Origin of the sequence: Paraburkholderia sediminicola (assembly GCF_902859805.1) — a bacterium.
GTDB lineage: Bacteria > Pseudomonadota > Gammaproteobacteria > Burkholderiales > Burkholderiaceae > Paraburkholderia > Paraburkholderia sediminicola.
Genome location: NZ_CADIKC010000001.1, coordinates 1484922 through 1503670 on the forward strand (window position 1 = coordinate 1484922; position 18749 = coordinate 1503670).

Annotated in this window: 19 protein-coding genes; 10 read left to right on the top strand and 9 right to left on the bottom strand. The window is 60.0% G+C overall.

Annotation, left to right across the window (positions count from 1 at the left end; all coding sequences use genetic code 11):
• Window positions 1-343 precede the first annotated feature (343 nt).
• Both R8871_RS06690 and R8871_RS06695 read left to right on the top strand, forming a co-directional pair.
• The gene (locus R8871_RS06690; protein WP_175049609.1) at window positions 344-952 is read left to right on the top strand and encodes an RNA polymerase factor sigma-70; all 609 of its coding nucleotides are present in this window, start codon (window positions 344-346) and stop codon (window positions 950-952) included.
• Window positions 939-1142 carry a zf-HC2 domain-containing protein gene (locus tag R8871_RS06695; RefSeq protein WP_175049610.1) on the top strand — a complete coding sequence of 68 codons (204 nt, stop codon included), beginning with the start codon at window positions 939-941 and terminating at the stop codon, window positions 1140-1142. Before R8871_RS06690 ends, R8871_RS06695 begins: the two co-directional genes overlap by 14 nt.
• Window positions 1143-1153: 11 nt before the next feature.
• On the opposite strand, the gene R8871_RS06700 is transcribed toward R8871_RS06695, so the two are convergent.
• Together R8871_RS06700 and R8871_RS06705 are read right to left on the bottom strand one after the other, a co-directional pair.
• Window positions 1154-1444: a DUF1272 domain-containing protein gene (locus R8871_RS06700; protein ID WP_175049611.1), complete on the bottom strand. Its 291-nt coding sequence runs from the start codon at window positions 1442-1444 to the stop codon at window positions 1154-1156.
• Window positions 1445-1581: 137 nt separating this feature from the next.
• The gene (locus tag R8871_RS06705) at window positions 1582-2958 is read right to left on the bottom strand and encodes a GntT/GntP/DsdX family permease (protein ID WP_175049612.1); all 1377 of its coding nucleotides are present in this window, start codon (window positions 2956-2958) and stop codon (window positions 1582-1584) included.
• Between the two features lie 228 nt (window positions 2959-3186).
• Between R8871_RS06705 and R8871_RS06710 the strand changes: the two genes are divergently transcribed.
• Complete coding sequence (locus R8871_RS06710) at window positions 3187-4170, top strand: sulfonate ABC transporter substrate-binding protein (RefSeq protein ID WP_175049613.1); 984 nt, start codon at window positions 3187-3189, stop codon at window positions 4168-4170.
• A gap of 36 nt (window positions 4171-4206) precedes the next feature.
• Here R8871_RS06710 and arsC read toward each other — a convergent pair whose 3' ends face one another.
• Together arsC and R8871_RS06720 are read right to left on the bottom strand one after the other, a co-directional pair.
• Window positions 4207-4572: an arsenate reductase (glutaredoxin) gene (gene arsC, locus R8871_RS06715; RefSeq protein ID WP_175049614.1), complete on the bottom strand. Its 366-nt coding sequence runs from the start codon at window positions 4570-4572 to the stop codon at window positions 4207-4209.
• 274 nt (window positions 4573-4846) lie between these two features.
• Complete coding sequence (locus tag R8871_RS06720) at window positions 4847-5098, bottom strand: hypothetical protein (RefSeq protein ID WP_175049615.1); 252 nt, start codon at window positions 5096-5098, stop codon at window positions 4847-4849.
• A 499-nt stretch (window positions 5099-5597) separates the two neighbouring features.
• Between R8871_RS06720 and parA the strand changes: the two genes are divergently transcribed.
• Together parA and R8871_RS06730 are read left to right on the top strand one after the other, a co-directional pair.
• The gene (gene parA / locus R8871_RS06725) at window positions 5598-6260 is read left to right on the top strand and encodes a ParA family partition ATPase (RefSeq protein ID WP_054034704.1); all 663 of its coding nucleotides are present in this window, start codon (window positions 5598-5600) and stop codon (window positions 6258-6260) included.
• Window positions 6261-6284: 24 nt separating this feature from the next.
• A complete protein-coding gene (locus R8871_RS06730) occupies window positions 6285-7340 on the top strand; it encodes a ParB/RepB/Spo0J family partition protein (protein ID WP_175049616.1) in 1056 nt (351 codons plus the stop codon).
• Between the two features lie 78 nt (window positions 7341-7418).
• Here the strand turns inward: R8871_RS06730 and R8871_RS06735 are convergent, their stop codons facing one another.
• A complete protein-coding gene (locus R8871_RS06735; RefSeq protein WP_054034706.1) occupies window positions 7419-8768 on the bottom strand; it encodes a replication initiation protein in 1350 nt (449 codons plus the stop codon).
• A 1948-nt stretch (window positions 8769-10716) separates the two neighbouring features.
• On the opposite strand from R8871_RS06735, the gene R8871_RS06740 reads away from it, so the two are divergent.
• The gene (locus R8871_RS06740) at window positions 10717-11922 is read left to right on the top strand and encodes a DNA-binding protein (RefSeq protein WP_175050022.1); all 1206 of its coding nucleotides are present in this window, start codon (window positions 10717-10719) and stop codon (window positions 11920-11922) included.
• Between the two features lie 87 nt (window positions 11923-12009).
• Here the strand turns inward: R8871_RS06740 and R8871_RS06745 are convergent, their stop codons facing one another.
• The 3 genes from R8871_RS06745 to R8871_RS06755 form a co-directional block, all read right to left on the bottom strand.
• On the bottom strand, window positions 12010-13077 hold the full coding sequence (locus R8871_RS06745) for a tyrosine-type recombinase/integrase (protein WP_175049617.1): 1068 nt from the start codon (window positions 13075-13077) through the stop codon (window positions 12010-12012).
• Window positions 13078-13140: 63 nt separating this feature from the next.
• On the bottom strand, window positions 13141-13539 hold the full coding sequence (locus tag R8871_RS06750) for a DUF2471 family protein (protein ID WP_093634340.1): 399 nt from the start codon (window positions 13537-13539) through the stop codon (window positions 13141-13143).
• 115 nt (window positions 13540-13654) lie between these two features.
• Window positions 13655-14281, bottom strand: coding sequence for a helix-turn-helix domain-containing protein (locus tag R8871_RS06755; protein ID WP_175049618.1), 627 nt, complete (start codon window positions 14279-14281; stop codon window positions 13655-13657).
• Between the two features lie 164 nt (window positions 14282-14445).
• On the opposite strand from R8871_RS06755, the gene R8871_RS06760 reads away from it, so the two are divergent.
• Entirely contained in the window at window positions 14446-15645 is a 1200-nt protein-coding gene (locus R8871_RS06760; protein WP_093634342.1) for a glycine C-acetyltransferase, read from the top strand.
• A 13-nt stretch (window positions 15646-15658) separates the two neighbouring features.
• A complete protein-coding gene (gene tdh / locus R8871_RS06765; RefSeq protein WP_028195988.1) occupies window positions 15659-16690 on the top strand; it encodes an L-threonine 3-dehydrogenase in 1032 nt (343 codons plus the stop codon).
• A gap of 55 nt (window positions 16691-16745) precedes the next feature.
• Here the strand turns inward: tdh and R8871_RS06770 are convergent, their stop codons facing one another.
• Window positions 16746-17396, bottom strand: coding sequence for a YceI family protein (locus R8871_RS06770; RefSeq protein ID WP_175049619.1), 651 nt, complete (start codon window positions 17394-17396; stop codon window positions 16746-16748).
• A 108-nt stretch (window positions 17397-17504) separates the two neighbouring features.
• Here R8871_RS06770 and R8871_RS06775 point away from each other — a divergent pair, with 108 nt between their 5' ends.
• Together R8871_RS06775 and R8871_RS06780 are read left to right on the top strand one after the other, a co-directional pair.
• Window positions 17505-18206, top strand: coding sequence for a TetR/AcrR family transcriptional regulator (locus R8871_RS06775; protein ID WP_175049620.1), 702 nt, complete (start codon window positions 17505-17507; stop codon window positions 18204-18206).
• A gap of 15 nt (window positions 18207-18221) precedes the next feature.
• Complete coding sequence (locus tag R8871_RS06780) at window positions 18222-18701, top strand: nuclear transport factor 2 family protein (protein ID WP_093634345.1); 480 nt, start codon at window positions 18222-18224, stop codon at window positions 18699-18701.
• Window positions 18702-18749: the final 48 nt, after the last annotated feature.

The following is an 18749-nucleotide window of genomic DNA, read 5'->3' on the forward strand; positions in this document are numbered from 1 at the left end:
TCAAATATTGAAATAATCCGGCGGCGTGTTTGCTGCGGGCTTGAGACGCGCGCCACTGCAGGCCTCGCCCATGCGCTTGAAGTTACGGTTGCACTGCCGCAGCCTTGATTTCATTTTTCGCAATAATGTTTTTTACTGTCATAAAGCCCGTTGCGGCACGACTAAGGGCATCAGGTCATCGCTTGCAGGCGGGCATATGTTCAATACCAATTCGCTTGCGCTGGAACGTGCGGGAGAATGGCGCACCCGTCCGGGAACTGCGCAAGGAGACCCACCCGCCTATGAACCACAACGATCCAGAAGAAAACATGCGGCAACCTCGAGCGCGGCGATGGAGCCTGCCATGGCGCAAGTAAGCGGGCCGGCGCTCGATGATCCCGTTTATCTAACGCAACTGCGGCGCGACCTGTTGCGCTTCGCCCGTTTGCAACTGCGCGATGCCGCTGCCGCCGAAGACGCCGTCCAGGAGGCCCTTGCCGCCGCCTGGACACAAGCCGACCGGTTTGCCGCGCAATCGGAGCACAAGACGTGGGTGTTCGGCATCCTGCGGCACAAGCTTGTCGACACCTTGCGCGCCCGGCAGCGCACGGTGAATCTGTCGGCGCTCGAATCCGAAATTGACGGCGAGGCGCTGCTCGATCGCGAGCTCTTCAAGGACAACGGCCACTGGTCACGCGAGAGCAAACCGCAACCATGGCCGACACCGGAAAGCGCGCTGCGCCAGCAGCAATTCTGGACCTTGTTCGAGATGTGTCTGGAACACCTGCCTGAGCACATCGGCCGCGTGTTCATGATGCGCGAATTCCTTGATCTCGAAACCGAAGCAATCTGCGCTGAACTGCAGATGACCGCCAATCACTGCAGCGTGCTGATCTACCGCGCGCGGCTGCGCTTGCGCACTTGCCTGAGCGAAAAGGGCCTATCCAGAGAGGATGCGAATGGGGAAGTGTAAGCACATCACGCGGCTGTTGTCGGACGCGCTCGACCGCCGTTTAACGACCGGCGAATGGGTCGCCATCCGGCTGCATCTGCCGACTTGCAGCGGCTGCCGCAATTACCGCAAACAGATCCGTCTGCTGCGCGTGGCGGCGCGCACGGCGAGCGGGATTGCGACGCCGGGCACGGGCGGTAGTGAGGATTGAGGTGGCGCTGGTTAGCGCTCGCCGGGCGGCGTGTTCCGGTAACGCTCGAAGAAGCTTACGTGTGACGCTTCGTCGATGGATACGGGGTGCGCTTCGGCACCGGCCGGATGTTTGGCCAGCTGCGCGCGTGTGCGGATCGGCCGATGCTGGAAATTGCCGCCACAGTTCGGACACACGTTACGCAGCGTACTGAGCGCACACACTTCGCAGAAGGTGCATTCGTACGTGCAGATCATCGCGTCGGGCGCGTTCGGCGGCAGTGATTTGCAGCATCCTTCGCAGGACGGTCTCAGTTCAAGCATGGAGGCTCCGGGTCGGCAGGGAAACGACGCGCGAGACTGCGCGTCGTTTGTGTCGAAGCAGTGTAAGCGGACCGGGCCATACGGAATTGACAGCCAGGCGTCAATTCCTGCCACCGTTTGCGATCCCCAGGCCAGGCTCAGGTCAACACGGTCCACAACGCGAACGTCAAAACGAGGCCGACGACGGATACGATCGTCTGCAGCACAGACCAGACCATCACCGTCTGCTTCAATTGCAGCGCGAAGTACTCGCGCACCATCCAGAAGCCCGCATCGTTCACATGGCAGAAGAACACGGAACCAGCGCCGATCGCGAGCGCCATCAGCGAATTGTGCGTGGCGCTGAGGCCCGCGACGACCGGCGCGACGATACCGGCGGTCGTGGTGGTCGCAACCGTCGCGGAGCCGGTGGCCTGCCGCAGCGCGACGGCGATCAGCCACGCCAGCAGAATCAGCGGCATGTGCGCGCCGACCGCGATCTTGCCGATCGTCGTGCTGATGCCGGCCACCACGAGCGCCTGCTTGAGTCCGCCGCCTGCGCCGATGGTCAGCAGCAACGCGGCGATCGGCGGCAAGCTCTTGCGCAGAATGCCGCCGACCCGGTCGCGTGCCATACCGCGCGACCAGCCCAGCGCCACCACCGCGAATAGCACGGTGAGGCCGAGCGCGACCAACGGCTCACCGAGAAAATTGAGCGCGTCGAACAGGAAAGTCTCGGGTTGGAGCAGAAGCCTGGCAACCGTGCGACCGAGCATCAGCACGACCGGCAACAGGATCGTGATGAGCGAGATCGCGAAACTCGGCGGCTCGCCGGTGCTCTGTTCCGCGGTGAAGAGCTTGCCCATTTCTTCCGGCTCGACCACGTGCATCCGCTTCGACAACCAGATACCGTAGACCGGCCCCGCCAGAATGACCGCCGGAATCGCAACGATCAGACCGAGACCGAGCGTCAGGCCGAGATCGGCATGCAGCGCGCTCACGGCAATCAGCGGACCCGGATGCGGTGGCAACAGCGCGTGCAGCGTGGTCATACCGGCGAGCGCGGGAATCGCAATCCGCAGAATCGGCTGCTGCGAACGGCGCGCCATCACGAAGATGATCGGCACCATCATCACCAGGCCCACTTCAAAGAAGAGCGGCAGGCCGACGATGATTGCCACCAGCGCCATCATCCACGGCAGCGTGCGCGGCGTGGAATGTTTGAGGATGGTTGAGACGAGCCGGTCGGCGGCGCCCGATTCGGCCATTAGCGCACCGAGCATGGCCCCGAGCGCGATGATGATGCCGACATCGCCGAGCAACGCACCCGCGCCTTTGCTGAATGCGCTGGCTACGGCCTCCAGCGGTAGACCGGCCGAAAAGCCCGCCGCGAACGTGCCGACCAGAATCGACAGAAACGGCGCGAGCTTCAGCACGCTGATGAAAACGATGATCAGTGCGAGCCCGAGCACGCACGACAAAATCAGTTGAGTGTCGTGGGATGACCACGGCGCGAGTGTTGTCGTCAGATGCACGATGTCCCTTTTTCCGATTGACGCAGCCGCGACCGCGCGCGGATGACGGATTGTAGCGGGGCAAGGTGACTTGACGCAGTCAGACACGCAGAGCGGAATCTCCAGGGTGTCCCGCCCCCGCCGACGTGATTTGCTTATGCGAATTTATCGGTTCGTCCAGGCTTGCAGACGAATTATCGTCGAAGCTAATCGGTCCGTTTCGCGTCCGTTTTTTTAACGAGCACTTTTATGTCCCGTCATCCTTTGCTCACGCGCCGTGCGTTTATCGCCGGCGTGGGCGCCTCGCTGGCCGCCGCGGCCTTGCCCGTTGTCTCCACGTCAGTCTTCGCCGCAGATTCACATGCGAAAGAATTTCGCATCGGTTATCAGAAAGCGGCCAATACGCTCGTGTTGCTGAAGGCGCACGGCACGCTCGAAAAGCAGCTCGCCCCGCTTGGCATCACGGTCAAATGGACTGAGTTTCCCGCCGGCCCGCAGCTGCTCGAAGGATTGAATGTCGGCGCGATCGACTTCGGTTACGTTGGCGAGGCGCCGCCGGTGTTCGCGCAGGCGGCCGGCGCGAACTTCGTCTATACGGCATATGAAATTCCGACGCCGCATGCCGAAGGGATTCTCGTCCATCAGGACGCACCGATCAAAACGGTCGCCGATCTGAAGGGCAAAAAGATCGCTTTCAATAAAGGTTCGGACGTTCACTGGTTTCTGGTCGCCGCATTGCAGAAGAGCGGCGTGAAGTACAGCGACATTCAACCCGTTTTTCTGGCGCCCGCCGATGCGCGCGCGGCCTTCGAACGCGGTGCGATCGACGCATGGGCGATCTGGGACCCGTTCCTCGAGGCAGCAAAACGCCAGTCGAATGCCCGCTTGCTCGCCGACGCCGAAGGTATCGTGAGTCACCATCAGTTCTTCCTGAGCGCGCGGCCGTTTGCGGAGAAAAACGGCGAAGTGATCGCGATCGTGATGGATGCAGTGAGTAAAGAGGGCGAGTGGATACGCGGGCACTACAGCGAAGCAGCCGCTCAGCTCGCGCCGATTCAGGGCCTTGACGCCGGCGTGATCGAAGCAGGTTTGCGGCACTACGCGCACGTCTACAAACCGATCGACGCGACCGTGCTTGCAGAGCAGCAACGTATTGCCGACACATTCAGCGATCTGCGCATCATCCCGACAAAGATCGTGACGAAGGACGCGGCATTGCCTGCCAAGGCTTAGGTCACCTGCGCTCAGGTCACATAGACCGCGATGCTTCTACACCTGGGCGAATAGCGCTTCGACATTTTCCGGCGGGCGGCCAATCATGGCTCGCCCGTTTCGCACGACGATCGGTCGTTGCAGAAGGATGGGGTGCTTTGCCAATGCTTCGTATAACTGAGCGTCGCTCAGTGTGGTGTCGGAGAGATTGAGTGCTTTGTATTCGGCCTCGGTGTCGCGGATCATCTCGCGGACGGTGCAGCCTAGCTGTGTGTTGATTTGCTTCAACTGCGTGATCGTGAGCGGCTGCTTCAGGTATTCGATGATTTCCGTTGGTTCGTTGCCGCTGTTGTAGGTGGTGGCGATCAGGTCGCAGGTAGCTCGCGATTTTGAACAGCGAGGGTTGTGGTAGATGGTGATCATGGTTGATTGGGTGAGCGTTGCTTGTGGTGGGGTGCAGGGAGTTTTTCGTGGGGATTTTAGCGGGTGCGGGGAGTTGGGTGGATATCAGTGCAGGCGGATGGGGGCGGTCGAGTTTCGTTGGGGTGGGAAGGGGCGCTGCCTGTTGGTGATGGTGTCGTTCGGTTTATGCGCATAAAGCGGCTGCCGGAAGTTGTCGAGTTTTCGTCACGTGCTGTGGGATGGCTTGGGCCGTTCGCCTGAAGGCTTCAACTCATGCTGGTTGATCTCCTCCTTTCTATACATGGGCGCGAAGCTTCAAACGGCCACCACGCCAGTCCCAGTCCCAGTCCCAGTCCCAGTCCCAGTCCCAGTCCCAGTCCCAGTCCCAGTCCCAGTCCCAGTCCCAGTCCCAGTCCCAGCTCCGTGCCGTGCCGTGCCGTGCCGTGCCGTGCCGTGCCGTGCCGTGCCGTGCCGTGCCGTGCCGTGCCGTGCCGTGCCGTGCCGTGCCGTGCCGTGCCGTGCCGTGCCGTGCCGCAGGATCATGCATCGATCCCTGCGGTCACCCCCACAGCAACGGCGGCTCCATGCTTGACTCACGCCCGCAAAGTTTATGCGCATAAAGGTGCCTACGCGTGACGGCTCGCGGGACACGACTTGACCTGTATAAACCTCAATGCCGCCAACGGCAGCGCCATGCAAAAAGCGATGCGGCAACAGCGCCCCCTCGGCGAAGAGGACAGTGCCGGATCCGAGACAGCTGATGCACCACGCCCCATACCCGAGGAGGGCGTAGCTTCACATCGCACCGAATCCTTTAGCCGAGTCCTCTTCGATACCTCGCAGCAGCTGAAATCTCTCAGGCGCCGTAAACCTATCGCCATTGATACGCGCATCACACCCATTGCGCTTTAGCTCAGCCACGCCACACCCTTTATGCGCATAAACCTATCCCGTTCGGCTAATTCTTCTCGCGTTTACACAAAAACGATTGAAATGCGAATTCATCCAGGTAAAATCCTTTTGCGTCTAAAAAGAGGAGGTGAAGATTGGCAGCAGAAATCATCGCGGTAACTCAGCAGAAGGGTGGGGTCGGGAAGAGCACAATCGCGATGCACCTCGGGGCTGCGTTCCATGAAAAAGGGAAACGCGTCCTCGTCGTAGACGCAGATGGTCAAAACACCCTGGTCCATTGGGCCAGCGCATCATCAGACGGCGAAACTGGCATTCCTTTCCCGGTCGTCAACCTCTCCGAAGCCGGCAGCCAGATCCATCGCGAGATCAAGAAATTCGTGGCTGACTACGACATCATCGTCGTCGACTGCCCACCCTCCATCACCGAGAAAGTGTCCGGCGTCGTGCTGCTCGCGGCGAGCGTCGCGATCATGCCGACGTCGTCGTCGCCCGCCGACTATTGGTCGAGTGTCGGACTGGTGAAACTCGTGCAGCAGGCTCAGGTCATGAACGAGGATCTGCGCGCCGTCTTCCTGCTGAATAAGACCGAAGAGAAACGGATGCTGACGCGCGAACTGAAGCGTGCGTTGGAAGAGCTCGGTTTCCCACTGCTCAAGACCCAGATCCCGACGCGCGAAGCCTATAAGCAGGCAATGGCGTTAGGGCAGACAGTGCTTCAGATGAACGATCGTGGCGCCAAGCTCGCCGCCATCGAAGTACGGGCGTGCGCCAACGAGATCGCAGCCCTGCTCCCCTGAATTTATGCGCATAAAGGACCCTGAATGAAACCCTCCCAATTCGCCAAAGGCTTTCAAGCACGTCCTGATACGACTAGCAGCGAAAAGCGAACCGCTCTCGACCGCCTGAACGCGATCGACGGTTTGGTCAAGAATGGCGCCCCGACTGGCGACGTACCGAACCGCGTCATCCAGCCGGTCCTGTCGCAGGACGTTGCCGAACTCGAAGATGCGGATATCGCCAATGAGTCGGCGGCCTACCGTGCCTGGCGGATCGAACACGCTTACCGGCCTGGCCAGGTCATCGAGCTCGCGCTCAAGACGATCAAACCGAGCCCGTTCAACCCGCGCCATTTCTATCTGAAGGCGTCGATTGCCGAGCTTGCTGTCAATCTGGCGAAGCAGGGCCAGCAGCAGGCAATTCACGTCATTCCCGATTACGACAACCCCGGTACCTACTTCGTCAGCGACGGCGGCCGGCGCGTGCGGGCGCTTAAAGAAGCGAACAAGGAATCGGTGAAGGCGATCGTCATCGATCTGCCGATCGGCATCCAGAGCTATAAGCTTGGCTACGACCTCAACGTCCAGCGCGATTCGCAGACCGTGTTCGACAACGCCGTCGTCTGGAAACGCTTTCTCGACGATCGGCATTTCCAGAGCCAGAAGGAGCTTGCCGAACACCTCGGACTAGACGAGTCGACCGTCGCGGTCGCCCTGTCGATTGCTAAGCTACCCGAGGTGGTGATGCACGAGATGGTCGCAAGGCCTGACCGTTTTGGTTCGAACATGGCGTATCAGGTGGGCCGCTATCACACTGCCCGCGGCGCCGACGCTACGCTGCGCCTGATCAACAAAATCCTCTCGGACGACCTGAGCACGCGACAGGTTGCGGACATCGTCAAAGGCCGAGCAAGTGCGCAGGAAAGTACCAAGCCGGCGGGTCGGCAGCGCTATGCGCAGCGTCTGGAAATCAAGCTCGGCGGCGTCTCGGTCGGCGATCTGAAATCGTATGGGGACGACCGAATCGAACTGCGCCTGAAGGGCCTCACCCGTGAAAAGCGTGACGACATCCTTCGTCAGATTGAAAAGATGCTGAAGTAACCAAGGGAAAGCATCAGCAGGAAAAGAAACGGCGGCACACGAAAGTGGCCGCCGTTTTTCTTGATGCGATCTTGACGATTACGCCGCGCGCGATTGGCTCAGCGTGAAGGCGAGCAGGTCGCCATCGGTGGGTTCGCCCCAGGTTTTGCGAGCCAGCCAATCGAAGAACGCCGTTTCGACGATCTTCGAATCCAGCCCACGACGGCGCCAGTCATCCCGCATGTGTGTACCGAGATCCGGTAACACGTCGTCCTCAAACGACTTCCGCGCGATCTCCCGTTCGGACTCACCTTGCTCGTCGTATAGCTCGCGCGCTTCCTTGCGGCGAACCGCCGAGTACTCGCCAAGCAGACGCGCTTTCAGGTCGTCCGCCGGCGCAGCCACCGCGGCTTTACCGCCGCTACCGGACGCCAGCGCCTCGACCGGCGGCGCATAGCCCTTCTTCAACGCGTCCTTGAACAGAGCCGGAGCGCTGCGCACAGCGGGCAGAGACGTGCTGCGCATGCGTTGCTCGGTCATCTGCAGCGCCGCGCGAATTCGGTTTTCTTCGCTATCGGCGTACAGTGTTTGCGCTTCTTTCAGCGGAATGCCGATCTTCACCATCCGGTCGACCAGCGTGCTGTCGAACACATTCGGGTGTTCGTCGAGCGCCAGCATGGGCTGCTTACGCTCGGTCACGCGGAACTGGATCTCGGCAACCCGCCGCCCTTCGCGGTGTTCGATCAACTCGACGAAGATGTTGGTGACCGCATTGACTTCGGCGATGGCCGGGCGCAGGTAATCGCGCTTGAAGTACTTGTACTCGCGCTTCGCCTCGTCACCCGCTTCGGTGTCTGGCGTGCCGGAAAGAATAGGGCGCCACCATTCCCATGTTTCGCGCATCGTCAGATGGCTCGGGTTGGTCAGGTAGCGAACGCAAATCTCGTAAAGTGCGAGGCCCGCGCTACTGCGCAGCTGGCTCTGGAACTGCAGGCTCAACCGCGCATACTGAACCGGATCGAGCAGCTTCTTTTTGATCTTCGGCGCAAACGAGAACTCCACCCACACGCGGCGAGTGGTGGGATCTTCGAGAATTTCCGCGTCGGCAATCAGCGTGGAAATACCCCATTTCCGGCCCGGCTTCTGGCTGGACGTGCCGGTACTCCATTCCACCTGCACCGACACCATGCGCCGCAGGTGCTCCTTCACGAGCGCCGTGTCGTTCGAATCGAATGCGGAATTGGCGACGATGTCGGACAGCAAGGCCCGATAGGTATCACCGGACTCGTCAGCTTGCTGAGCGACGGCAAGGAGAACGTTGAACAGCTTGCGGGTGAGGAGCGTGATCTTGCCGCTCTTGGGCTGGATGGCGATCGCCTCAACGGCCTTGCGTAATTCGGCCGAGCTCGGGCTGACTACATCTGTCTTCTTCGCGCGCTTCGTGGCCATGCGTCTGGTCGAGGAGGGATTTGGCGAGAGCATACCGGCTGTGGTGATACGCGTCTATAGCACGGGTCTCACCGTTCCCGGTGAAGTGAGTTTACGAGGCACGACTCACCTCGAGCAACTCCCGAAAACCCTCACCTCACCCGTTTCGCGCCAGGTTCAGGGCATCCTTACAGGTCGCGGCCTCCAGAAAATTGACCGATTTCTGACCTGCCGCGAACGGGAGCCATTCGATCCCGAATCGTCTCACCTCAAAAAATTTTCGTGAATTTTGGCTGCACGCGCGTTGCGAGCGAGGCGCACTCGTACTCAATCGGTGGCTCGGATGCATTTCTGCCGATTTCAGCGGATAGGGGAGGGGAGAACGTCACCAAGCGCGCCGAGCCTCCTTCCTAAGCAGGGCGCCACGCCCAAGCTCGCCGGCACGCACACGCGTCGATTGAGGCCATGTGGCCTTCGGCGCGCAGACGCGCACGGCAATCGCAGCGTGCCCAATTGAGCAAATGGCTGCCAAACCTCGCAGCAAGACACCTCATTCATGCGTGAGTGAGATCTGAGTCGCGAGAATCTCCCCCGAAAAAGCTCACCTTAACGCTAGCTGAGCGCTTGGAACGACGCGGCCTCCAGACCTGGGGCGCTGAAAAAACACCGATAAATAGTCCCGAAAAGCCTCACCTATGAACCCGAAACAGGCCCACGCAGTGCATGAAAAAGGCCCCCCGAAAAACCTCACCTTTGCGCAGCGCACAAAAATTATCCAATGATTTCATTGACTTATCGGTCCGCTATTCACCGAGTCATGGGCACATACTCCCGTATATCCTCACCTTTGACAGCTTTTCAGTGAAATTCGGCGTTTCCGGCCGCAAGCCGAAAGGCCCCGAAAAACCTCACCTTAAGATTTTCGTAGCCACAAAATCGGAATGAATCTGACAGCGTCAGTAGGGCTTTTCCGGCCCGTTGTGGCCATTTCGGTCCTGCATTTCCTCACCTTAGCGAACACAGACGTCTCAAAAGGCTCCCGAAAAACCTCACCTCAGGCCCAAAACAGCCTTTTTGACGAGTCGGCTATCGCCTCGATCCAGGTCTCCCGAATTCGCTCACCTTTCCGCAACCGTGATCGACCGACCCTGTCGACACATCGAAGCGAATTTGAGCCGAAATCAGCTTCAGCTCCCGCAAACACTCACCTCAAGCCCCTAAATGCACAAAATTGAGGCAAAAATGACGCCTCGGCCCCGGAAAGTCTCACCTTCGGTTCGCGTTTTCTCCTGTCTTGACTCACCAATGGGGTTTACGAGGCCCAAATAAGGCCAAAATCTGTGGTCCGCGACGGTCCCGAAAGCGCTCACCTTAAGGTCCATCGAGCTACGCACCTACTTTTGAGCGCCGCCGGGCGATCCCGGACTCTCAGGTCCCGCAAAATCTCACCTTTAGCGAAACCGCACTTTTGGACCAGCTCCTGAACCCGCTCACGTTCTGTCCCGGACCCGCTCACCGAGGCCCCCGAACCTCATCACTCAACACTCCCGCAAGACCTCACCACCCCTCCCGTAAAGCTTCACCTTGTCGGGCTGGAACGCCTGCCTGGTAAGGGTTTGCCATGGCGTTAACGTTTTTAACATGGGTTCAAAGGTGTTTACTTTTATTACTCTCTAGACTTTCCCCGCGCGTCCTTCGGACAAGACCGCTCCACCCCCACCGCTCGCATTACGCCTTCGTGAAACAGTGAGCGATCAGAAAGAAACTGCTGAAATCTCTTTATTTACAACAGCTTATTGGCTAGTCTTCGTTTTGTTTCACGGAAAAATGCAGCTTGCTCCGATCCTGTGAGCTACCAGCAACGTCAAAACGCGCCAATTGGCTAAATAACACTCGTCCCCAACAAATACGTAGCAAACAATACGTAAATTGTTATGATTCATCCAATTCGAGCGACATCGAGGTATACATGAATCTGGACCAGGAACGGCAAGCCATCCGTGACGAGCTTGAATCGTTGAGGGCGAGCGGAGCCCGGCGGCAAGAACTGTCACTGCATGCTTGCAAGCGACTTTTCTTCGATTTGGGCATTCGCCCGTCCATGGCAGCCGTTCGCGATCTCACTCAAACAGGCAGCGCGAGCGATATCCCTAAGGACATCGACCATTTCTGGGAACGCATCCGAACGGTATCGCGCGTCAAAGTCGGCGCTGGCGCTATCCCCAAAGCACTGGAAGACCGCGCTGGCGAATTATTGGGCGCTCTTTTCGAAGAAGCCGTCGTCCACGCCCGCTCCACCCTCGACAGCGAACGCGAGGAAATTCGAGCCCAAGTCACTCTCTCCGACCAACGCGCACGAGAAGCGGAAATTCGCCGCGATGCGTCAGAAGAAGCGATCAAGCGCAGCGAACTTAGAGCTGAAGCCGCCTGGGACCGTGTTCGCGCACTCGAGACCGAGCTATCCAGCGCCGCCACACATGGGACCGCTCACCAGGAAGGTTTGCAGTCCACGGTGCGTCGACTCGACGGCGAAAACGAAACGTTGCGGCAACGCCTCGATACCGAACAGGCAACTAACGCGGCGCTCCGCGACCGCATCGATGCGCTGCATGTCGAATTGCGGCAAAGCACCGAGCACTATGCGCAGCAGATCAAGGACGCCGTCGCCGAAGCCGAGCGCCGTGTGAAACCCATGCTGGTCGAACTCGATTCCTTGCGCAGCATGGCGGCCACCTACCAATCGGGAGTGCGTGACGCCAGTCGAAAGGAATTCGAGTTTATTCAGCAACTCGCTGCGGCGAAGGCGCGCGGCGACCGGCTCGACGCGCAACTGCGCGAGCAGTCTCACGAAGTGGATGTTTTGACGAAAGAAGTTGCGGCGCTGCGCGGCCAACAGGACATCGATCCCGCCGTCGCGATCCTGTTGTGCTCGCTGGTCGAAGCCGGCAGGCTCACGACCGACGAGTTGGCGGCGATCGGTACCGCGGCGGACGGCCATGTCACGCTGCCGCTGCGCTGTCCAAAATGTGAGGAAGGTGAGCCTGAGTTGTCGCAAGTGGATCACCGCTTCGAACTGCAGTGTCCGGAATGCGATCACTCGTCGGGACCCGGCGAATCAAGGCTGGAGGCGGTTAGCCGGTTTTTATCGAGTGGGTCGATTGCAGCGTCGGCATGACCCTCGACGCACACGTAATAACGGACAAATCGCCAAAGGTGAGGAAATTCGGGACCCGTAGGGTGAGTGCTTTCAGGATCATTCCACTCACCCTTTTCTCGTCAAACGCCCGTCGCGCCTAGGCGTGGGCAATGGTGGAGCGGCTGGATCCGGTTCATCGACGGTTGGCGAATCCTGCTGATCCATCCATCTTTGCCATGCCCGATACAAACGGTTGGCAGACACGGCCTGGACAAATCCCAGCCATTGCCCGACCTGTTCCGCTTCAACTCCACTCTCGAACAGATCTGCCGCGAAGGTGTTGCGCAAAGTCTGCGGACTGGCGCGCGACGCTCGCGACGCGGCAATGCCTGCGGCGTCGATCAATGCATCGACGCCGCGCAGCATGGTCGCCTTGTGCATTGGGCGTCCGGAAGGCGAAGCGGGAAAGACCAGATTGCCGGCCAGTTCGGAAAGGCGCCGTTCCGCAAGCCATGCGTCGAGAACGGCCGCCGCGAAGGGCGCGAGCCGGGTGCGGCGCGTCAGCATCGGATTCGCGGACTCGATCGTGACCCACGGTGAGCCAACATTCACGCAACTAACCGTAAGTGCCGCCGCCTCCCCGGTCTTGACGCCACCGCCAAGAAACACAGCAATCAATGCACGGTCACGTCGCTCTCTCCAGCGCTGCGCGACGGACAAAACCGGCAAGGGCGAAAACAGATGTGCAATGAGCGCGGCGCGCTCTGCATGATTGAGAAACCCGGTCGGGTCATTATCGCGCGCATTCCGCCATGCTGCTTCGCCATCCTGAGCAATGAAGCGCGCAGGATTAGTCGACGCGGATTCGATTTCGCGCACATGATCCAGCACTCGTTCAATGAGCCGCAAATACCTGATGCGTTGCGGTTTTCGAATCTCGAGGCCGCCCACGAATTCGGCGATGGTTTGCGTATCGACGGTGACCAGGCTTTTTTGACGAACCGCAAGCCAGTCGAGGAAAAGCCCCCACTGTGCTTGATAGACTTCAGCAGAAGAACGCCTGAAATGTTGCTTGGCAAGCCACGCGTCGAACGCGATTTGCGGATCGCGTCGCCAGTCTTCCCGTTCCTGATCGAAGAGATCGGTTGACGGCGCAGGGCGTGGGACCGGGTCGGACAGATTAGGAGGTGACATACGCTATCTTTCCGTTAGTTGCGCATATTGTAGGTGGCAACCGATGAAAATACAGCGCCTGAGTCAATCGCCCCACGCCCGTGCGTGCTTTAGCGGCGCGTCTTTAGAAGTGGGTTGTGCGGCGCGGCGTGCCGCCTCTTCATAGGCCGAGACGGCAAAGGCAAACACGGCCGGCAATGCGGTGGATGTGCCGAAGTCCACCGCTTCGTCCGTTTCCGGATAGGGCAACTCGGACGGCCGTTGGAACAGGCCGAGCATGATCGCGTCGTGCCGGCTGGCAAACCCGAGGTCTGCCAACGCCTCAGCTTCGATTGCATGAAGCAGGCGCCACGAGAGCGGCACCTGCTGGACGATGTAGCGCGCGGCGATGTTGCGCACGATGTGTTCAAGATCGCGCGCCGCGGTTTGATAGCGCAGCGCGGCCAGAGCATGCTCGGCTTGTTCGGTGGTCAGGTCGTTCATTATCGGCTCCAGTCGACACCCTGTACTGTACAAATATACAGTGTCTCGCGCAACCTTGGCCGAGCGGACAATTCAGTCCAATTCAGACATCACCCTGCAGCGGTGCGCCTGCCCCTCAGCCGTGAATCACCACCAGCAGCGCTTTCGCCTCTCCCTTTCCGGCGTTGCGGATCGCGTGTGGCTCGTCGGCAACATAGCGCGCGGTGTCCGCCGCCTTGAGCCGCTTCGTCGCGCCCGCCGCCTCGATCTCGATCGATCCCTGCAGTACCGTCAAATGCTCACGCGTGCCGGGTTCGTGTGCGTTCGACACCAGCGCCCCGCCCGGCTGCAGCGTCAGCTCGTACCACTCGAACTTGCCGGCCAATTCGATCGGACCCCAGACACGCAACTGATACTTGGCCTCGTGCCCGCTCAAAGTCGGGATGTCGTGCGGACCCGACACCGCAATCGCCTCCGGCGCCTTCTGAGGCGCGAACAGCGAATCGAGACTGACGCCGAGAGCGTTCGTCAGACGCCAGGCGACCGCAATCGTCGGATTGGCCTTGTCGCGCTCGATTTCCGAGAGCATCGATTTCGATACGCCGGCCGCGCGCGACAGGTCGTCGAGCGTCATGCGCCGTTCGGCGCGCAGACGCTGAATCTGCTCGCCGACGCGAGGCGGCGCAGCGATCGCCTGGACCGGACTCGCGCCTGAAATGGGTGCCGCGTTGGCTGCTGCGCGGCGGATTCCCGAACTTGCCATTTACTGACCTATCGTTTAGAGTTGTTCGACATACCGGATTTTAGTTCGGAAAAACGAAAATATCCGATAAAACTGACAGCCGACTATAACAGCCCGTCTCGACGTCGAACATGCCGCAAATGCCGGACATGTCGGGGCGCACCACCCTTTCAGGAGTCTGGTTCATGCGTGACCTTTACCTCGCCCATCTGCGCGGCACACTCGAGCAGATCCGCGCCGACGGTTTTTACAAGAACGAGCGCGTGATCGCCAGCCCCCAGTCGGCTGACGTGCGTCTTGCGAATGGCACGGAAGTGCTGAATTTCTGCGCGAACAACTATCTCGGTCTGGCCAACGACGAACGGCTGATCGAGGCCGCGAAACAAGGCCTCGACAACGACGGCTTCGGCATGGCGTCGGTGCGTTTCATTTGCGGCACGCAAACCGTGCACAAAGACCTCGAGAAGGCGCTGGCCGCATTTCTGCAAACCGACGACTGCATCCTCTACTCCAGCTGTTTCGATGCGAACGGCGGTCTGTTCGAAACCCTGCTCGACGACAACGACGCCATCATCAGCGACGAGCTGAATCACGCGAGCATCATCGACGGTGTGCGGCTGTCGAAGGCGAAGCGTTTTCGCTACAAGAACAATGACCTTGTGGATCTCGAAGCAAGGTTGAAAGAAGCCGATGCCGCCGGTGCACGCTTCAAGCTGATCGCTACCGACGGCGTCTTCTCGATGGACGGCATCATCGCCGACCTCGCCGGCATTTGCGATCTCGCCGACCGCTACGGCGCACTGGTCATGGTCGACGATTCGCACGCAGTTGGTTTCGTCGGCGAACATGGGCGCGGCACGCCGGAACATTGCGGTGTGCTGTCGCGCGTCGACATCATTACCGGCACGCTCGGCAAAGCACTGGGCGGCGCATCGGGCGGCTACGTTGCAGCGCGCCAGGAAGTCATCGATCTGCTGCGTCAACGCTCACGTCCCTATCTATTCTCGAACACGCTGACGCCGAGCATCGCCGCCGCCTCGCTGAAAGTACTCGAATTGCTCGCCAGCGACGAAGGCGCGCAACTGCGTGCGCGCGTGCGCGAAAACGGCGCGCATTTCCGCCGCGCAATGAGCGCGCTCGGCTTCACGCTTGTGCCCGGCGAACACCCGATCATTCCGGTCATGCTCGGCGACGCGCAACTCGCATCGAACATGGCCGACGCGTTGTTGAAGGAAGGCGTGTACGTGATCGGCTTCTCGTTCCCCGTGGTGCCCAAAGGCCGCGCGCGCATCCGCACGCAAATGAGCGCCGCGCACACGCCGGAACAAATCGATCGAGCTGTCGACGCATTTGCGCGCGTCGGCCGTCAACTCGGTGTTATCTGAAGCGGAGGCGCACATGAAAGCATTGGCAAAACTCGAACGCGCACCGGGTCTCACGCTGACGGATGTGAAGAAGCCCGAAGTCGGTCACAACGACGTGATGATCCGCATCACGCGCACCGCGATTTGCGGCACCGATATCCACATCTGGAAATGGGACGACTGGGCGCAAAAGACGATTCCCGTACCGATGCATGTCGGCCACGAATACGTCGGCGAAATCGTCGAGATGGGTCAGGAAGTGCGCGGCTTTGCGATCGGCGATCGCGTGTCGGGCGAAGGGCATATCACCTGCGGCTTCTGTCGCAACTGTCGTGCAGGACGCCGGCATTTGTGCCGTAATACGGTGGGCGTTGGTGTCAATCGTGAAGGCGCATTCGCCGAATACCTCGTGATTCCCGCGTTCAACGCGTTCAAGATTCCGCCTGAAATCTCCGACGATCTCGCCGCGATCTTCGATCCGTTCGGCAACGCCACGCATACCGCGCTGTCTTTCAACCTGGTTGGCGAAGACGTGCTGATCACCGGCGCCGGGCCGATCGGCATCATGGCGGTGGCAATTGCGAAACACGTTGGCGCACGCAATGTGGTGATCACCGACGTCAACGACTATCGCCTCGAACTCGCGCGCAAGATGGGCGCAACGCGTGCCGTGAACGTCTCGCGTGAATCGTTGCGCGACGTGATGGCGGATCTGCACATGGCCGAAGGTTTTGATGTCGGGCTGGAAATGTCAGGTGTACCGAGCGCTTTCACCAGCATGCTCGAAGCCATGAACCACGGCGGCAAAATTGCGCTGCTCGGCATTCCGCCCGCGCAGACCGCGATCGACTGGACTCAGGTGATCTTCAAAGGCCTCGAAATCAAGGGCATTTATGGCCGCGAGATGTTCGAGACCTGGTACAAGATGGTCGCGATGCTGCAGAGTGGTTTGGACCTTTCGCCGATCCTTACGCACCACTTCAAGGTCGACGATTATCAGGAAGCGTTTGCCACGATGCTCTCAGGGGAGAGCGGCAAGGTGATTCTCGACTGGACCGCCGCGTGATTTGAAAAGCGCTGCACTCAAGCGCAACTGCTGAAGCAAAACGCCCGCACCGCGCTCACGCGCCTGCGGGCGTTTTTTCGAACTCAGCCTGAATACGCACATGAATATCGTTGCCGACAGCCGGATACCACGTCGACAAACCGAACTTCGCGCGGCTGAAATGCCCTTCCGCGGAAAAGCCGAGCGTGTCTTTTTTTGTAAGCGGATCGGGCGCGAAGCCGTTGAAGGTCACATCGAGTGTCACGGGTTGCGTAACGCCGTGAATCGTCAGATCGCCGGTCAATGTGCCGCGCGATTCGCCGGTGCGCTCAAAATGCGTGCTGACGAAGCGCAACTCCGGATAGCGCGCGACGTCGAGCATGCTGTCGCTTTTCACCATCTTGTCGAGTAGCGGCACATTCGTATCGATGCTCGCAGCGTCGATCGTGATCGCTACGCTACTCTTGTCCATCCCGCCTTCGTTCCAGTCGAGTTGCCCCTGCCTGCGATCGAAGCGCATCGTAAAGCGCGAGTACTTGAAGTGATCGATGTCGAAGGTGATGCTGCAATGGTCCCGATCGAGATCGTAGCGGCCGGGCGGCACGCGTGCTTCGTTCTGGCTGACCGTATGAGTGAGCACTTGCAAAGGCGTGCAGGCCATCGAAGTCAGCAGCGCCGCGCTGAGCAACGCGCGCACCAAGGTGATACGGACAACAGGGATGCTCATGGAATTCGTTCCGGTTGGTCGATCAGCATCACGATAGCAGCAAGCGCCGCAATCCGCCGAAGCGCACAAAAACTTGACGAAGGAGAATGATCGTTCTACCCTTCGCACATGGCTACTCAAAACCCAACTGAATCGGTTGCGTCCGGCAGCGCGCGTGAAAGGCTGCTCGACGCTGCTGAAGCGTTGATCTACGCCGGCGGCATTCATGCCACGGGCGTAGATGCGATCGTCAAGCAATCCGGTACTGCGCGTAAGAGCTTTTACACGCACTTCGAATCGAAAGACGCGCTCGTCGCCGCCGCGCTGGAGCGGCGCGACGAACGCTGGATGAACTGGTTTATCGCGGGCACGTTGCGGCACGGCAAGACTGCACGCGCACACCTGCTCGGCATGTTCGACGTGCTGCGCGAATGGTTTGCGTCGGAGGACTTTCACGGTTGCGCGTTTCTGAACGCGGCCGGCGAAATCGCTTCCGCGGAGGATCCGATCCGGATCGTCGCGCGTGAACACAAGGAACGTCTGCTCGTGTTCGTGCGAACCCAGTGCGATGACTACGCGGCCGAATCGGGCATGGACGCTCGCCGCGCCGCGCGCTTGTCGCGCCAATGGCTGATCCTGCTCGACGGCGCCATCGCCGTGGCGCTGGTGAGCGGCGAGGCCGACGCCGCGCTCGACGCGCGAGCCGCCGCTGAAGCCTTGCTCAACACCGAGTCCATAAGCGAATCGAACCCACTCGCGGGTAAGTCCGCGAGCAAGACCCCAAGTGAAGCCCGAAGCAAACGACCGCCGTCCCGGCGCACAGAAATCTGACTGAGGAAACACACCATGGCTGACTCGATCGAAACCCGCCCGCCTCTTCCGCCTTTCACACGCGAAACCGCGATCCAGAAGGTACGCGCCGCGGAAGACGGCTGGAATACCCGCGATCCCGAACGCGTGTCGCTCGCGTACACACCGGATAGCGTCTGGCGCAACCGTGCCGAGTTCACGCATGGCCGCGCAGAGATCGTCGGCCTGTTGCGCCGCAAATGGGCAAAGGAACTCGACTACCGTCTGATCAAGGAACTATGGGCATTCACGGATAACCGCATCGCTGTGCGTTTCGCTTACGAATGGCACGACGACTCCAACAACTGGTTCCGTTCGTACGGCAATGAGAATTGGGAATTCGATGAGCACGGGCTGATGGCGCGCCGTCATGCCAGCATCAACGATCTGCCGATCCGCGAAGCCGACCGTCTTTATCATTGGCCACTCGGCCGCCGTCCTGACGACCATCCCGGCCTGTCCGACCTCGGCCTCTAGACCTTTCTCCGACATTGAAGGTGGATACCTGCCGGGTGTTCACCGCTC

Excerpts from the sequence above, each read along its gene's own strand:
- arsC (WP_175049614.1), bottom strand. The coding sequence starts at position 4,572 with ATGATCACCATCTACCACAACCCTCGCTGTTCAAAATCGCGAGCTACC.
- R8871_RS06695 (WP_175049610.1), top strand. The coding sequence starts at position 939 with ATGGGGAAGTGTAAGCACATCACGCGGCTGTTGTCGGACGCGCTCGAC.
- tdh (WP_028195988.1), top strand. The coding sequence starts at position 15,659 with ATGAAAGCATTGGCAAAACTCGAACGCGCACCGGGTCTCACGCTGACG.
- R8871_RS06770 (WP_175049619.1), bottom strand. The coding sequence starts at position 17,396 with ATGAGCATCCCTGTTGTCCGTATCACCTTGGTGCGCGCGTTGCTCAGC.
- R8871_RS06775 (WP_175049620.1), top strand. The coding sequence starts at position 17,505 with ATGGCTACTCAAAACCCAACTGAATCGGTTGCGTCCGGCAGCGCGCGT.
- R8871_RS06730 (WP_175049616.1), top strand. The coding sequence starts at position 6,285 with ATGAAACCCTCCCAATTCGCCAAAGGCTTTCAAGCACGTCCTGATACG.
- R8871_RS06740 (WP_175050022.1), top strand. The coding sequence starts at position 10,717 with ATGAATCTGGACCAGGAACGGCAAGCCATCCGTGACGAGCTTGAATCG.
- R8871_RS06720 (WP_175049615.1), bottom strand. The coding sequence starts at position 5,098 with ATGCATGATCCTGCGGCACGGCACGGCACGGCACGGCACGGCACGGCA.
- R8871_RS06760 (WP_093634342.1), top strand. The coding sequence starts at position 14,446 with ATGCGTGACCTTTACCTCGCCCATCTGCGCGGCACACTCGAGCAGATC.
- R8871_RS06710 (WP_175049613.1), top strand. The coding sequence starts at position 3,187 with ATGTCCCGTCATCCTTTGCTCACGCGCCGTGCGTTTATCGCCGGCGTG.
- R8871_RS06780 (WP_093634345.1), top strand. The coding sequence starts at position 18,222 with ATGGCTGACTCGATCGAAACCCGCCCGCCTCTTCCGCCTTTCACACGC.
- R8871_RS06735 (WP_054034706.1), bottom strand. The coding sequence starts at position 8,768 with ATGGCCACGAAGCGCGCGAAGAAGACAGATGTAGTCAGCCCGAGCTCG.
- R8871_RS06690 (WP_175049609.1), top strand. The coding sequence starts at position 344 with ATGGCGCAAGTAAGCGGGCCGGCGCTCGATGATCCCGTTTATCTAACG.
- R8871_RS06700 (WP_175049611.1), bottom strand. The coding sequence starts at position 1,444 with ATGCTTGAACTGAGACCGTCCTGCGAAGGATGCTGCAAATCACTGCCG.
- R8871_RS06755 (WP_175049618.1), bottom strand. The coding sequence starts at position 14,281 with ATGGCAAGTTCGGGAATCCGCCGCGCAGCAGCCAACGCGGCACCCATT.
- R8871_RS06745 (WP_175049617.1), bottom strand. The coding sequence starts at position 13,077 with ATGTCACCTCCTAATCTGTCCGACCCGGTCCCACGCCCTGCGCCGTCA.
- R8871_RS06750 (WP_093634340.1), bottom strand. The coding sequence starts at position 13,539 with ATGAACGACCTGACCACCGAACAAGCCGAGCATGCTCTGGCCGCGCTG.